This is a genomic window from Streptomyces sp. AC512_CC834, from assembly GCF_019049325.1.
Classification (GTDB): Bacteria; Actinomycetota; Actinomycetes; order Streptomycetales; family Streptomycetaceae; genus Streptomyces.
Map to the genome: position 1 here is coordinate 1 of NZ_JAGMUO010000013.1, position 13253 is coordinate 13253.

General features: G+C 70.1%; 15 protein-coding genes. 7 read left to right on the plus strand and 8 right to left on the minus strand.

The genetic code is table 11. The features are described from left to right. Positions 1-515: 515 nt before the first annotated feature. Both KUM40_RS03390 and KUM40_RS03395 read right to left on the minus strand, forming a co-directional pair. Positions 516-992 carry a DUF6228 family protein gene (locus tag KUM40_RS03390; RefSeq protein ID WP_254394488.1) on the minus strand — a complete coding sequence of 159 codons (477 nt, stop codon included), beginning with the start codon at positions 990-992 and terminating at the stop codon, positions 516-518. Between the two features lie 115 nt (positions 993-1107). After that, positions 1108-1719, minus strand: a complete 612-nt coding sequence (locus KUM40_RS03395; RefSeq protein WP_217162646.1) for a DNA-3-methyladenine glycosylase — start codon at positions 1717-1719, stop codon at positions 1108-1110. A gap of 234 nt (positions 1720-1953) precedes the next feature. On the opposite strand from KUM40_RS03395, the gene KUM40_RS03400 reads away from it, so the two are divergent. The 3 genes from KUM40_RS03400 to KUM40_RS03410 all read left to right on the plus strand — a co-directional run bounded on the left by KUM40_RS03400 (position 1954) and on the right by KUM40_RS03410 (position 4068). Beyond that, entirely contained in the window at positions 1954-2736 is a 783-nt protein-coding gene (locus KUM40_RS03400; RefSeq protein ID WP_217162648.1) for a sporulation protein, read from the plus strand. Between the two features lie 62 nt (positions 2737-2798). Beyond that, the gene (locus KUM40_RS03405) at positions 2799-3338 is read left to right on the plus strand and encodes a YbhB/YbcL family Raf kinase inhibitor-like protein (protein WP_217162650.1); all 540 of its coding nucleotides are present in this window, start codon (positions 2799-2801) and stop codon (positions 3336-3338) included. A gap of 223 nt (positions 3339-3561) precedes the next feature. Continuing rightward, a complete protein-coding gene (locus KUM40_RS03410) occupies positions 3562-4068 on the plus strand; it encodes an HNH endonuclease (protein WP_217162652.1) in 507 nt (168 codons plus the stop codon). A gap of 137 nt (positions 4069-4205) precedes the next feature. On the opposite strand, the gene KUM40_RS03415 is transcribed toward KUM40_RS03410, so the two are convergent. The 3 genes from KUM40_RS03415 to KUM40_RS03425 all read right to left on the minus strand — a co-directional run bounded on the left by KUM40_RS03415 (position 4206) and on the right by KUM40_RS03425 (position 6652). Continuing rightward, positions 4206-5165, minus strand: a complete 960-nt coding sequence (locus KUM40_RS03415; protein WP_217162654.1) for an SPFH domain-containing protein — start codon at positions 5163-5165, stop codon at positions 4206-4208. A 203-nt stretch (positions 5166-5368) separates the two neighbouring features. Next, complete coding sequence (locus tag KUM40_RS03420; protein WP_217162656.1) at positions 5369-5800, minus strand: NfeD family protein; 432 nt, start codon at positions 5798-5800, stop codon at positions 5369-5371. A 54-nt stretch (positions 5801-5854) separates the two neighbouring features. Then, positions 5855-6652, minus strand: coding sequence for an ABC transporter ATP-binding protein (locus KUM40_RS03425; protein ID WP_217162658.1), 798 nt, complete (start codon positions 6650-6652; stop codon positions 5855-5857). A 152-nt stretch (positions 6653-6804) separates the two neighbouring features. On the opposite strand from KUM40_RS03425, the gene KUM40_RS03430 reads away from it, so the two are divergent. Continuing rightward, positions 6805-7584 (plus strand): hypothetical protein, encoded by a 780-nt coding sequence (locus tag KUM40_RS03430; protein WP_217162660.1) that lies wholly within the window; start codon positions 6805-6807, stop codon positions 7582-7584. Positions 7585-7786: 202 nt separating this feature from the next. On the opposite strand, the gene chpE is transcribed toward KUM40_RS03430, so the two are convergent. From chpE to KUM40_RS03445, 3 genes are all read right to left on the minus strand, one after another. After that, positions 7787-8035 (minus strand): chaplin ChpE, encoded by a 249-nt coding sequence (gene chpE / locus KUM40_RS03435; protein ID WP_217162662.1) that lies wholly within the window; start codon positions 8033-8035, stop codon positions 7787-7789. A gap of 175 nt (positions 8036-8210) precedes the next feature. Beyond that, a complete protein-coding gene (locus KUM40_RS03440) occupies positions 8211-8852 on the minus strand; it encodes a response regulator transcription factor (RefSeq protein WP_217162664.1) in 642 nt (213 codons plus the stop codon). Continuing rightward, positions 8845-10032, minus strand: coding sequence for a GAF domain-containing sensor histidine kinase (locus tag KUM40_RS03445; RefSeq protein WP_217162666.1), 1188 nt, complete (start codon positions 10030-10032; stop codon positions 8845-8847). Before KUM40_RS03445 ends, KUM40_RS03440 begins: the two co-directional genes overlap by 8 nt. Before the next feature lie 231 nt (positions 10033-10263). Between KUM40_RS03445 and KUM40_RS03450 the strand changes: the two genes are divergently transcribed. From KUM40_RS03450 to KUM40_RS03460, 3 genes are all read left to right on the plus strand, one after another. Beyond that, positions 10264-10959 (plus strand): SDR family oxidoreductase, encoded by a 696-nt coding sequence (locus tag KUM40_RS03450; protein WP_217162668.1) that lies wholly within the window; start codon positions 10264-10266, stop codon positions 10957-10959. Next, positions 10959-12059 (plus strand): S-adenosylmethionine:tRNA ribosyltransferase-isomerase, encoded by a 1101-nt coding sequence (locus tag KUM40_RS03455; RefSeq protein ID WP_217162670.1) that lies wholly within the window; start codon positions 10959-10961, stop codon positions 12057-12059. Before KUM40_RS03450 ends, KUM40_RS03455 begins: the two co-directional genes overlap by 1 nt. Before the next feature lie 352 nt (positions 12060-12411). Next, positions 12412-13122, plus strand: a complete 711-nt coding sequence (locus tag KUM40_RS03460) for a transglycosylase SLT domain-containing protein (protein WP_217162672.1) — start codon at positions 12412-12414, stop codon at positions 13120-13122. The last annotated feature ends 131 nt before the right edge of the window (positions 13123-13253 follow it).

Genomic DNA, 13253 nt, shown 5'->3' on the forward strand with positions numbered 1-13253 from the left:
TTTCAACTTCACGGGAGCGGAACAGTCGGAGGAATAATCCGACCGTTCACAGCGTCCTCGCTGTTGTGTTACTTCAAAGGAACCTCAACCCGATCAGAAGAACCGATCAGGTCGAGGTATCAACATATCTGGCGTTGACTTTTGGCACGCTGTTGAGTTCTCAAGGAACGGACGCTTCCTTTGTACTCACCCGAGAGACTCTCTCAGGCTTTCCTCCGGGCGCTTCCCTTCGGTCCTGCTATCCTGCTGTCTTGCGTTTCCGACTCTATCAGATCTTTTCGACCCGATTCCCTGTCGGCGAGATTTGTCGTAGCCTCGGACTTTCGCCCGCCGACCTTTCGACATTCACTACGTTAGCGGACTTCCCCGTGGACTCATAATCGAGTCTCGCGAGTTTGAATTCAGGCATGCGGGCACACCGAATTCGCTCCCGCTGAAGGGAAGTCGTAGGTAGTGGGTTGGCCGCTTCCGGCTGCAGGCGATTGCCGTACCCGGGTCAAGCGGCTCGGGCTACCTTACGCGTCTCCCAAAGGCGAGTCAACTTCGGTGCCGGTGAGGAAGTTCCGGACGTCGGCGGCCAGGGAAGTCATATGCTCGCCGGCCTCCAGCCAGGTGGTCACTGAGGCGCCCCAGCCGCCAGCGGCCCGTGTCCACGGACGCAAGGCCCACGTCAGCCCGACGTAGCCGCCAGATCGGCAGACGGCCGACACCGTCAGGTCTCGGTCGTTGGTGCGCCAGCTCCGTTCGCCGTCCCATCCCCGGTAGTCGGCAGCGAGCTCTTCCAGGAACGCAGTGAGATCGCTGTCCCAGATCCAGGCGACGACCTCGTTGACGCGTGCGGTCAGGCCCGGGGCCCGTAGCTCGACGGCATAGTGCACGGAATCCGCGTCGAGGCTGAACCGGTCGCAGAACGTCACGCCCACGGAGGAGGTGTCCTGGCAGCGGATGATCACGCTGGACTTGTCGTCGTGGTGGCCGTCAGGGGATGCCATGCCAGGAACGCTAGGTCAGGGCTTCCTTGATCGTCATCCAGATTCGGCGCAGACCGGGACTCGGTCCGACTCCGGGCCGACTTACCGGCGAGCTGTCAGCAGGGCGCACAGCGGCTCAGGCTCCGGCGGGCGGCTTGGCTCTCGGGCTCAGTCGGTACGCCGAGACCGTCGGATCACCGGCGAGGTAGAAGCGGTGCTGCCAGTCGTGGGCTTGACTCACGCCCACCCGGGGGCCGACCCGGATGAGCGCGGGCTGTACTGGCTCGCCCTCGGACAACTCGACCGAGGCACCTGTCAGCAGGTCCGTGCCGTTGTGCTCTGCCGTGATGCCGAGCGCCTGGCAGAAGTTCCCCGGACCCCGCGCAAGGCGTGGACTCTCGACCCTCTCCCCTCGTCGCTTGCGTGCCAGGTCTTCGCCCTCGACGACTCTGCCTGCCCGGATGAGGACAGCCGAGGCGATGCCGTCCGTCCCGGTGACGACGTTGGCGCACCAGTGGAGGCCGTGGGACCGGTAGACGTAGAGGTGTCCCGCGGGTCCGAACATGACGGCGTTACGGGGTGTCCGGCCCCGGTAGGCGTGGGAGGCTGGGTCGGCCGTACCGGAGTACGCCTCGGTCTCCGTGATGGCGATGCTCACGGTTCCCTCGGGGGTCTTGCAGGTGAGGACGCTCCCGAGCAGCTTGGGGGCGACCTCTTCGGCAGGATGGGCGAGGGGGTCAACGTTCATGCCGACCGCCTTGGCATGCGCAGGTGAAGAGGATGGGGCGGTCGAGGAAATCCCTGGGCAGGGGCGTACGGTCGGGGCTCGCGATCATGCCGTCCGAGCGTAACGCAGCCGGGTCCGCACGCGGGGTGGTCAGGGAGCGTCCGACTTGCCAGGGTGTGGTGCGCGGAACCGGCCACGGCCGGATCGCGTTTGTAGAGATCGAGGATTCACACGCAAGCCTGGAGAGGGAGAGACATGGCGTTCAAGAAGCTGCTCGCGAGCCTGGGGGCCGGCGGGGCTTCGGTAGAGACCGTGCTGAGTGAGGTCAACGTCGTTCCGGGGGGTGTCGTCCAGGGCGAGGTGCGGATCCAGGGAGGGTCCGTCGACCAGGAGATCGAAGGGGTGTCGGTCGGGCTCCAGGCCAAGGTCGAGGTGGAGAGCGGCGACCAGGAGTACAAGCAGGACATCGAGTTCACCAAGGTGCGGCTGGGGGGTGCCTTCGAGCTGAAGGCCGGTGTCGTGCACGCGGTGCCGTTCGGCCTTGAGATCCCGTGGGAGACGCCGATCACCACGATCGACGGGCAGCCGCTGCGCGGGATGAACATTGGCGTCACCACGGAGCTGGAGATCGCGCGCGCCGTGGACTCCGGTGACCTGGACGCGATCAGCGTGCACCCGCTGCCGGCGCAGAAGGCGATCCTGGACGCGTTCATCCAGCTCGGTTTCCGCTTCAAGAACGCGGACATGGAGCGCGGTCACATCCGGGGTACCCGGCAGAAGCTGCCCTTCTACCAGGAGATCGAGTTCCACCCGCCGCAGCAGTACCGCGGGCTGAACCAGGTCGAGCTGAGCTTCGTGGCCGACGCGCAGGCGATGGACGTCATCCTGGAGATGGACAAGAAGCCGGGGCTGTTCAGCGAGGGCAGCGACTCGTTCCGCTCCTTCAAGGTGGGGCTGGACGACTACCAGGGCACCGACTGGACGGCGTACCTCAACCAGTGGCTGTCGGAGGTCGGCAGCAAGCGCAACTGGTTCTGAGGGATCCGGGGCAGCCTCTAGGCTCGGTCATCTCTGCACCAGACCATTCAGGAGGTACCGAGGTGACCGAGCTGAAGCGGCGTCCGCTCCCCCATGACTTCCACCCGCCCGTGCCGTCGTTCACCGTCACGAGTGAGGACGTCCCGGAGGGCGGGACGCTCAAGGACGCTCAGGTCCACGCGGTCGGCAACACCTCTCCGCATCTGCGGTGGGAGGGCTTCCCCGCCGGGACCAAGAGCTTCGCCGTGACGTGCTACGACCCGGACGCCCCCACGGGCAGCGGGTTCTGGCACTGGGTGGTGTTCGACATCCCGGCCTCGGTGACCGAACTGCCCGCGGGCGCGGGCAGCGACACGTTCGAGGGGTTGCCGGAGGGTGCCGTACACGCGCGCAACGACTACGGCAGCAGGGACTTCGGTGGTGCCGCGCCACCGGCCGGGGACGGCCCGCACCGGTATGTGTTCACGGTGTACGCCGTGGACGAGGAGAAGCTGGGGCCGGACGCGGAGGGGAGCCCGGCGTTTGTCGGCTTCAATCTGCGGTTCCACACGATCGCGCGTGCTCAGCTCATCGGTGAGTACGAGGTGCCCGCCGACAGCTAGCCGCTCGGAGCGTGCCGAGCGAGCATTCCGAGCGAGCGTTCATGGAACGTTTGCCCGCTCCTGGTCTTGGAATGGATCAGGGGCGGGCATTTTTGTTGCCGGGGGTGGCGGGGGCGTCCCGCGCGGGAGCAGCAGATATTGCGTTGTCCATCTCGGCGTGCCCGGCCAGAGTTGATCCCAGCCCGCCAGGGGGTGGGCCGGTGCGCACGGGAGGTGGGCTGGTATGCGGGACACGCTGGTGCTGAACGCGAGCTTCGAGCCGTTGTCGACGGTGACGTTGAATCGAGCCGTCGTTCTGGTGCTCCAGGACAAGGCCGTCGTCGAGCAGGCCCACCCCTCGCTGCGGATGCGCGGAGCCGCGCTCGACATACCCGCGCCCCGGGTGATCAGGCTGTGCCAGTACGTACGGGTGCCGTTTCGAAGACGCGCTCCGTGGTCGAGGAGGGGGGTGCTGGTCCGGGACCGGCACCGGTGCGCGTACTGCGGGCGGCGGGCGACGACCGTCGACCACGTGGTGCCGCGCTCGCACGGCGGGCAGGACTCCTGGCTGAACACGGTGGCCTCGTGCGCGGAGGACAATCACCGCAAGGCGAACCGGACGCCGGAGCAGGCGGGGATGCCGTTGCTGCGGGAGCCGTTCGAGCCCACGCCCGCCGATGCGATGTTGCTGGCGCTGGCCCGGGACGACTTCGCCGCGCTGCCGGGTTGGTTGGTTCTGGACGCTGCGTGACGGCTCCGCCGTGGGGCTTCGGGCTTGCCGCCCGGGTGCCGGGTGCCGGGTGCGGTGGTGTGTGGCTGGTCGCGCCCACGCGGCGGAGCCGTAAATCGATACAGCCCCGCGCCCCTGTGTGGGCGCGGGACGCGCCCTCAGTCGATCGACGGCTTCTCGCGGCGTTCCTGGGCGGGCACGCCGGCGCCGCCGTTGCCGCCGCCGCTGCCCGAACCGCCGCCCAGGCCGCCGAGGTTGCCCATGGCGCCGGAGAGGCCCTTGAGGGCGTCGCCGATTTCGCTGGGGACGATCCAGAGCTTGTTGGCGTCGCCCTCGGCGATCTTCGGGAGCATCTGGAGGTACTGGTAGGAGAGCAGCTTCTGGTCCGGGTCGCCGGCGTGGATGGCCTCGAAGACCGTGCGGACGGCCTGGGCCTCGCCCTCGGCGCGCAGGGCGGCGGCCTTGGCCTCACCTTCGGCGCGCAGGATCTGGGACTGCTTCTCGCCCTCGGCGCGCAGGATTTCGGACTGCCGGACACCTTCGGCCTGGAGGATCGCGGCGCGCTTGTCGCGGTCGGCGCGCATCTGCTTCTCCATCGAGTCCTGGATGGAGGTGGGCGGTTCGATGGCCTTGAGCTCGACGCGGTTGACGCGGATGCCCCACTTGCCGGTGGCCTCGTCGAGGACGCCGCGCAGGGCCGCGTTGATCTCCTCGCGGGAGGTCAGGGTCCGCTCCAGGTCCATGCCGCCGATGATGTTGCGCAGGGTGGTGACGGTGAGCTGCTCGATCGCCTGGATGTAGCTGGCAACCTCGTACGTCGCGGCGCGGGCGTCGGTCACCTGGTAGTAGATGACGGTGTCAATGTTGACGACCAGGTTGTCCTGCGTGATGACCGGCTGCGGCGGGAAGGGGACGACCTGTTCGCGCAGGTCGATGCGGTTGCGGATGGTGTCGATGAACGGGACCACGATGTTGAGGCCCGCGTTGAGTGTCCGCGTGTAGCGGCCGAAGCGCTCGACGATGGCGGCGCTGGCCTGTGGGATGACCTGGATGGTCTTGATCAGGGCGATGAAGACCAACACCACCAGGATGATCAAGACGATGATGACCGGTTCCATCGTGGTTGTCCGTCCCCTTCTCCGCCTTGGCGCTCCGGCAGATCCTATGTGGCCAGATCCTATTGGTCAGATCCCAATGATCTGACTGGCCGTGACTGGCCCTGACTACTGCTGATCTTACGGCTGTTGAGGATCTTGCTGGTCGAGTCTGACAGACCGTCGCACGACTCGGGGGGCCTTCGGGCCACTTGAGCACGGCGGGGTCACATGATGATCGCCGTGGCGCCCTCGATGTCCACGACGTCCACTGCCTCGCCCGCCTCGAAGGCACGCCCGGTGTCCAGGGCGCGTGCCGACCAGATCTCCCCGGCGAGTTTGATCCGGCCGCCGGAGCTGTCGACCCGCTCCAGGACGACGGCCTGTCTGCCCTTCAGGGCGTCCACGCCCGTGGCCAGTCGGGGCTGTTGGGAGCGGTGTCGGGCGGCGATGGGCCGTACGACGGCGATGAGGGCGACCGAGACGATGACGAAGACGAGGACCTGCACGACGAGGTCCGCGCCCAGCCCGGAGGCGACGGCGGCGGCGACCGCGCCGACGGCGAACATCCCGAACTCCGGCATCGCGGTCACGACGAGCGGGATTCCGAGCGCTGCCGCGGCGACGAGCCACCACACCCATGCGTCGATGTCGTTCACATGGTCATGGTAGGTCCGTGGGGCGTGCCGGGGACAGGGCGCACGGGGGGCGGCTCAGGACAGCGGGAGCCCCTGTGCGGTCCAGCGGTCGCCGTTCTGCTCGACGACGAGCGGGAGTCCGAAGCAGAGGGACAGGTTGCGGGAGGTCAGTTCGAGCTCCAGCGGGCCCGCGGCCATGACCTTGCCCTGACGGATCATCAGGACGTGGGTGAAGCCCGGGGCGATCTCCTCGACGTGGTGGGTGACCATGATCATGGAGGGTGCGATCGGGTCGCGGGCGAGCCGGCCGAGGCGGCGGACGAGGTCCTCGCGCCCGCCGAGGTCGAGGCCGGCGGCCGGCTCGTCGAGGAGGAGCAGCTCGGGGTCGGTCATCAGGGCGCGGGCGATCAGCGTGCGCTTGCGCTCGCCCTCGGAGAGGGTGCCGAACCTGCGGTCCATGTACTCGGTCATGCCGAGGCGGTCGAGGAAGGCGCGGGCGCGCTGCTCGTCGACGGCCTCGTACTCCTCCTGCCAGCCGGCGGTCATGCCGTACGCGGCGGTCAGCACGGTCTGCAGGACGGTCTGGCGCTTGGGCAGCTTGTCGGCCATGGCGATGCCGGCGATGCCGATGCGCGGGCGCAGCTCGAAGACGTCGGTGCCGGGCCTGCCGAGCGTCTCGCCGAGGATGGTGGCGGTGCCGTTGCTGGGGTAGAGGTAGCTGGACGCGACATTGAGGAGGGTGGTCTTGCCGGCGCCGTTGGGGCCGAGGATGACCCAGCGCTCGCCCTCCTTGACCGACCAGGAGACCTGGTCCACGAGAGCCCGGCCCTCACGGATCACGGATACGTCCTGAAGTTCCAGAACATCGCTCATGAGCGCGTTGTCTCCCCTTGCATTGTGGCCGGTCTCGGCTGTCGCGTATGCCTGTGGCTCGGGCCGCCGCGCCGGTGGGCGCAGGCCCTCCGGGAAATCTACGCCACCGGTCGGCTTCACCGTTCCATCGGTCCGGTCCTTAGGGTGTAGGCATGCTCTCGGAACCACGCGCAGGGCGCCTTGCCGCCTGGGGAAATGCCCTTATTGCCGGAATGGTCTCGCCGGATGACGCCGCCGTCGCGATCGTCGGCGAGGACGCGGTGCACCGGGTGGAGGGGCTGCCGGGCGAAGCGGCGCCGGTCGGTCTCACGTTGGCGCTGGGGCGGCTGCGGGCGCTCGGGGCGAGTGGGCTGCGGGTCGCGCTGCCCGTGCCGGGGCATCCGCTGGGGCTGAGCGGGCCGCCGGACTTCAACGCGCGGGCGTTGGAGGCCGAGGAGGCGGTGATCTGTCACGGTGCCTCGCTCGGGCTGGTGCCGGAGGTGCACGAGGCGGGGCCCGAGGGTGATGTGCATGTCGAGGTCGTCTGGCGCTGCCTGCCGGTGCGGGAGGCTCCGCCGGCGGATGTGCCCTCGCTCGGGGAGGCGGAGCGGGAGCTGGCGGAGGCGTTGCGGGACGCGACGGAGGTGCTGACGCGGCTCGACGTCGCCGGGTCGGGGCCGGTGGCGGAGGCGGCGGTCGCGGCGTACCGGGCGCGGGCGGAGCGTGGGCGGGAGGTGCTCGCGCCGGGGTATCCGCCGCGGGCGGTGCGGGTGCTGGAGTTGGCGCAGCGGGTGGGGGTGTTGGTGACGCTGGCGTCCGAGAACGGGCACGGGGGTGCGGTGAGCGCGTCGGAGATGGCGGCGCGGGGGGATGCGTTGCGGCCGGTGGAGCGGACGGCTCGGCGGGCGCTGGTCGCGGCGTACAACTCCGTTGTGGTGGAGCGGGGGCGGTGACGGTGCGGTGCCGTGTCTTGGAGGGGTGCCATGAGTGGGTGCGGGGGTGGGCGGGGGGGCGCTGCTCGGCGCTGACGAGGTGCCTCCCCCAGTGCCTGAACGGCCTGGGAGGTACCCCCATCGCCCACCCGTGCCGCCCCAGCGGCACGACTGCCCGCTGCTGGGGCGGCACGGCCGAGGGGCGGCTTCGGGGCGGGCTGCGTCAGTGGTTGACGCCCAGGTTGCCGAAGGCCGGGTTCAGGACGCCGATGACGTTGACGCTGTTGCCGACGGCGTTGACCGGGATGTGGATCGGCGCCTGGACCAGGTTGCCGGAGGCGACGCCCGGGGAGCCGATGGCCTGGCCGTGGGCGTGGGAGCCCCCGTCCGTGGCGGAGGCCATGCCCGCACCGGCGGCGATCAGTCCGCCGGTCACCATCGTCACGGCCGCTGCCTTCTTCAGGTTCTTCACTTACAAGCCCTCCTTGCGATCGCCGCGGCAGTCGCCGCGGCACGCACTGGAGAACGGCCGCACCCCTCGAAGGATGCGCCATATGGGGGACATTCCCACGACGGTATGAATCTCCGACCGGAAGGGAACCCTCCGCGGCGCTGCCGCGTACCGGCCGCCGGGGCCGGTCAGCCGGTCATCCGGCCACTCCGTGGCGTACGGCCCACAGCGCGGCCTGGGTGCGGTCCGCGAGGTCGAGTTTCATGAGGATGTTCGAGACGTGGGTCTTCACGGTCTTCTCGGAGAGCACCAGGGCACGGGCGATCTCCCGGTTGGAGCGGCCGTCGGCTATCAGGCCCAGCACTTCCCGCTCCCGCTCCGTGAGGGATCCCGCCCTCCCCGGGCCGGAGTTGCTCTCCTCCTGGCTCAGCAGGGCGCCCGCGACCTCGGGCTGGAGCAGGATGTGGCCGGCGTGGACGGAGCGGATGGCGCCCGCCAGCGCGTCGGGGTCGACGTCCTTGTAGACGTAACCGGCCGCGCCCGCCCGCAGGGCCGGGACCACGGTGCGCTGCTCGGTGAAGCTGGTGACGACCAGCACGCGCGCGTGGTTGTCCAGCTCGCGGAGTCTGCGCAGCGCGTCGACGCCGTCCATGCCCGGCATCTTGACGTCCATGAGGATCACGTCGGGTTTCAGTTCCTCGGCGCGGTCGACGCCCTGGGCTCCGTCGGCCGCCTCGCCCACCACCTCGATGTCCTCCTGCACCTCCAGGAATGTGCGCAGGCCCCGGCGGACCACTTGGTGGTCGTCGACGAGCAGCACCTTGATTGCGTCAGCCACCGGGGACCTCCATCTCGATCGTGGTGCCCTTGCCGGGCTCGGACCTCACGTTCAGCCTGCCCCCGGTGCCGTTCGCCCGGTCGCGCATCGAGACCAGGCCCAGGTGACGTCCCGCACGGCGCACCGTGCGCGGGTCGAAGCCGCTGCCGTCGTCGGTGACGCGCAGGACGGTCGCGGTGCCGTGCCGGCGCAGGGTCACGTCGACGTGTTCCGCCGCGGAGTGGCGCAGGGCGTTGTGCAGGGCCTCCTGGGCGACGCGCAGCAGCGCCTCCTCCTGGGCGGCGGGCAGGGCCTTGACCCCGTGGCCGGCGAAGGTCACGCGCGCGCCGTGGGCGCGGTCGAGGACCTGGATCTGGGTGCGCAGGGTGGCGACGAGGCCGTCCTCTTCCAGGGCGGCGGGGCGCAGCTCCACGACGGCGGCGCGCAGTTCGTCGGCGGCCTCCGCGGCGAGCGTGGCGACCTGGTGCAGCTCGCCCTTGGCACGGTCGGGGTCGCGGTCGACCAGGGCGGTGGCGGCCTGGGCGGTCAGGCGCAGGGAGAACAGCTTCTGGCTGACCGCGTCGTGCAGCTCGTGGGCGAGGCGGGAACGCTCCTCGGCGATGGTCAGTTCGCGGCTGCGTTCGTACAGGCGCGCGTTGGTGAGGGCGATCGCGGCGTGCTGGGCGAGGATGCCGAGCAAATCCTCGTCGTCCTGGGTGAAGCCGCAGGTGCCTTCGGGCTTGGGGCACGGGGGGTGTGGGGGGTGTCCCGCCACACCCCCCACAGGGCGCAGTTTGTTGGCCAGGAACAGGGCGCCGATGACCTCGTCGCCGTCGCGGATCGGCAGGCCCAGGAAGTCGACCATGTCGGGGTGGGCGGAGGGCCAGCCGCCGAAGCGGGGGTCCGTGCGGACGTCGGCGAGGCGCTCGGGGGTGGCCTCGTGGAGCATCGCGGCGAGGATGCCGTGCTGGCGCGGCAGGGGGCCGATGGCCTTCCACTGCTCGTCGCTGACGCCGTCGACCACGAACTGGGCGAAGCCGCCGTGGTCGTCGGGGACGCCGAGTGCCGCGTACTGCGCGTCGAGCAGCTCGCGGGCCGAGGCGACGATCGTCTTGAGGACGTCGCGCACCTCGAGGTGCCTGCTCATGGCCAGCAGCGCGGAACTCACCGCGGCGAGGCCGGACCGGGGGCCGTGACTCATGTCCTCACGGTACCGGCGGGGGGTGACAGCGGGGATCGGACCTGTGACCGCCGCCGCCTGGGACGGTGGGACTAGGACCGGGGTCTAGGACCGATGTCCCGCCCGCCGGGCCTAGGGCGAAGGGCCCTGCCCGGTTGGGGCCCGTGCCCGAGGCGGCCGGTGGGGCCCGGTTCCTACGTTGAGGATCACGCCGGACCGATCGGGCGGCGGGGACGACGAAGGGGACGTGTCATGCCGGTTGCGATCATCACCGGGGCGTCGAAGGGACTGGGCCGGGCGCTCGCCGGGGCCCTGGCGGCACGGGGCTGGGACCTGGTGCTCGACGCCAGGAACCCTGAGGTGCTCAAGGAGACGGCGGCGGCGCTGGAGGCGTACGGCACGCGTGTGACGGCGTTGCCGGGTGATGTCACCGACTCCTGGCACCGGGCGGGGCTGGTGACGGAGGCCAGGCACCTGGGCGGGGTGGACCTGCTGGTCAGCAACGCGAGCGCGCTGGGCGCCGAGCCGCTGGTGCGGCTCGATGAGCTGCCCCTGGACGGGCTGCGGCGGGCTCTGGAGGTGAACCTCGTGGCCGCGCTGGGCCTGGTCCAGGAGGCGCTGCCGGCGCTGCGGGCGGCGCCCGCGGGTGCGGTGGTGACGGTCAGTTCGGACGCGGCCGCCGAGGCGTACGAGACGTGGGGCGGGTACGGGGCGTCCAAGGCGGCGCTGGACCAGTTGGCGGCGGTGCTGGGCGCCGAGGAGCCGGGGCTGCGCGTGTGGGCGGTCGATCCGGGTGACATGGCCACGGATCTGTACGCCGCGGCCGTACCGGACGACGACGATCCGCGGCCGGATCCGGTGAGTGTCGTGCCGGCGCTGCTGCGGCTGCTGGACGAGCGGCCGGCGAGCGGGCGCTACGGGGCGCCGGCGCTGCTGGAGGCTCGCTGATGTCGGTGGCGCTGAGGGTTCCGGAGGAGTTGTCGGCCCGGGTGCCGGCCGAGCAGCGGGGGCCGGGCCTGGACCGGGACGACGTACGGCTGCTGGTGTCGCGCGGTACCGAGGTGTCGCACCACGGTTTCCGGGAGCTGCCGGGGCTGCTGCGGGCGGGTGATCTGCTGGTGGTCAACACGTCTCCCACGCGGGCCGCCGCCGTCGACGGCCGGGTCGGGCACGCGCGCGTGGTGGTGCACTTCTCCACGCGGGGGGACGACGGCCGGTGGGCGGTGGAGCTGCGGGAACCGGACGGAAGGGGCACCACGCGCGCGCGTGCGGGAGTAGTGGGAGTAGAGGGCGACGGGCCCCCGCCGAGGGGCGGTGGTAGGCGGGCGGCCGAGCCGGAGGGGACGGAGGTGTGGCTGCCGGGCGGTGCGCGGCTGGTGCTGGAGGAGCCGTTGAGTGCGCGCGGGGAGCGGTTGTGGTGGGCGCGGGTGTCGGGGGCGGAGGTGCCCGCGGTGCTGCGGGAGCACGGGAGGCCCATTCGTTACTCCTATACGGAGCGGGATCAGCCGCTGTCCGTCTACCAGACGGTGTTCGCGCTGCCGTCGAGGGACGGGACGGGCAGCGCGGAGATGCCGAGCGCGGCGCGGCCCTTCACGGCGCGGCTGGTGGCGGAGCTGGTGAGCCGTGGGGTGCAGTTCGCTCCGGTGACGCTGCACACGGGGGTGGCATCGGCGGAGTCGCACGAGCCGCCCTATCCGGAGTGGTTCGCCGTGCCGGAGACGTCGGCGCGGCTGATCAACGCGGTCGGCGCCGGTGACGGGCGGGTGGTGGCGGTGGGGACGACCGCCGTGCGGGCGGTGGAGTCGGCGGTGGGTGCCGACGGGGCCGTACGGGCTCGGGCGGGGTGGACCGATCTGGTCGTGACTCCGGAGCGCGGGGTGCGGGTGGTGGACGGGCTGCTGACGGGGCTGCACGAGCCCGAGGCCTCGCATCTGCTGATGCTGGAGGCGGTGGCGGGACGGGCGGCGATCGACCGCGGGTACGACGCGGCGGTGCGTGGGCGCTACCTGTGGCACGAGTTCGGGGACGTCCATCTCCTCCTGCCGTAGGAGAGGGCGTCCAGCCCCTCACACACTGCATTGCTCCAGCAACAAGACGTGAGAAAGGTGGGGGGTGGATGTGAGCCCTCGCATAGGGCGCACGTCACGTACGAAGGGGAGTAGGAGAACGACTCGTCCGTTTTGAGCGGGGCAGATGGTCCAATCTGCCCCGTTTTGCCCTTCCCCGATCCACTACCTCGGATCGTACGTCACACCTTTGCCTTCGGATTTTGCGGCCGCTAACAATTGCTCTCGTCGCTCAGCGCCGTGGATTTCCCTCCGCGGCGTTTGTGCCGGAAGCACCAACTGTCCCCACCGGACGAGAGCGACCTCCGCGCTATCCGAAGAGGTCTATCCCGCCATGCTCAAGAACATCCTTCCCCGTGGTCGTAGTCGTTCCCTGAACCGGAACCAGAAGGCCGCGATTGCCGGTGTCGGCGCGCTCGGCGCCGCCGCCGTCGCCCTCACCGCCGTCCCGGCCAGCGGCCAGACGACCACGAGCGAGGCCGCTCCCACGGCCAAGGTGGCGTACAGCACCAAGCAGATCCAGGACGTGCACGCCGGCGTCACCGGCCAGCTCGCCGGTGCGAGCCAGAAGGTCGCCTCCATCGAGGCGAAGAAGGAGGCGGCCACCGAGTCCGCCGCCAAGAAGGCCACCGCCGAGAAGTCCACGGCCAAGCGCGCGACCGAGAAGACCACGAGCCGCGACGCCAAGCGCACCGAGGTCAAGAAGGTCGCGAAGAAGAGCTACTCCAACAACCTCGACGGCTGGATCCGGGAGGCCCGGGCCATCATGAAGAAGCACGACATCCCGGGTACCTACGACGGCATCCACCGCAACATCATCCGGGAGTCCTCCGGCAACCCGAAGGCCATCAACGACTGGGACATCAACGCCATCAACGGCATCCCGTCGAAGGGCCTGCTCCAGGTCATCCCGCCGACGTTCAAGGCGTACCACGTGCCCGGCACGTCCTGGAACATCTACGACCCGGTCGCCAACATCGCCGCCGCGTGCAACTACGCCGCGGACAAGTACGGCACCATGGACAACGTCGACAGCGCGTACTGAGGTCGGCGCGGACCTCTTCACGCCGACGCCGACACCGAAGCCGACGCCGACACCCAGCCGTACGCCGAAGGGCGGCACCCTCCTGACGGGGTGCCGCCCTTCGGGGCCTTCAGTGGCCTTCAGCGGCTCTC

What these genes read in the sequence shown, in the direction of transcription:
- KUM40_RS03445 (WP_217162666.1), bottom strand. Translation starts at nt 10,032, where the DNA reads ATGAGTCACGGCCCCCGGTCCGGCCTCGCCGCGGTGAGTTCCGCGCTG.
- KUM40_RS03425 (WP_217162658.1), bottom strand. Translation starts at nt 6,652, where the DNA reads ATGAGCGATGTTCTGGAACTTCAGGACGTATCCGTGATCCGTGAGGGC.
- KUM40_RS03390 (WP_254394488.1), bottom strand. Translation starts at nt 992, where the DNA reads ATGGCATCCCCTGACGGCCACCACGACGACAAGTCCAGCGTGATCATC.
- KUM40_RS03430 (WP_217162660.1), top strand. Translation starts at nt 6,805, where the DNA reads ATGCTCTCGGAACCACGCGCAGGGCGCCTTGCCGCCTGGGGAAATGCC.
- KUM40_RS03450 (WP_217162668.1), top strand. Translation starts at nt 10,264, where the DNA reads ATGCCGGTTGCGATCATCACCGGGGCGTCGAAGGGACTGGGCCGGGCG.
- KUM40_RS03455 (WP_217162670.1), top strand. Translation starts at nt 10,959, where the DNA reads ATGTCGGTGGCGCTGAGGGTTCCGGAGGAGTTGTCGGCCCGGGTGCCG.
- KUM40_RS03395 (WP_217162646.1), bottom strand. Translation starts at nt 1,719, where the DNA reads ATGAACGTTGACCCCCTCGCCCATCCTGCCGAAGAGGTCGCCCCCAAG.
- KUM40_RS03410 (WP_217162652.1), top strand. Translation starts at nt 3,562, where the DNA reads ATGCGGGACACGCTGGTGCTGAACGCGAGCTTCGAGCCGTTGTCGACG.
- KUM40_RS03415 (WP_217162654.1), bottom strand. Translation starts at nt 5,165, where the DNA reads ATGGAACCGGTCATCATCGTCTTGATCATCCTGGTGGTGTTGGTCTTC.
- KUM40_RS03400 (WP_217162648.1), top strand. Translation starts at nt 1,954, where the DNA reads ATGGCGTTCAAGAAGCTGCTCGCGAGCCTGGGGGCCGGCGGGGCTTCG.
- KUM40_RS03460 (WP_217162672.1), top strand. Translation starts at nt 12,412, where the DNA reads ATGCTCAAGAACATCCTTCCCCGTGGTCGTAGTCGTTCCCTGAACCGG.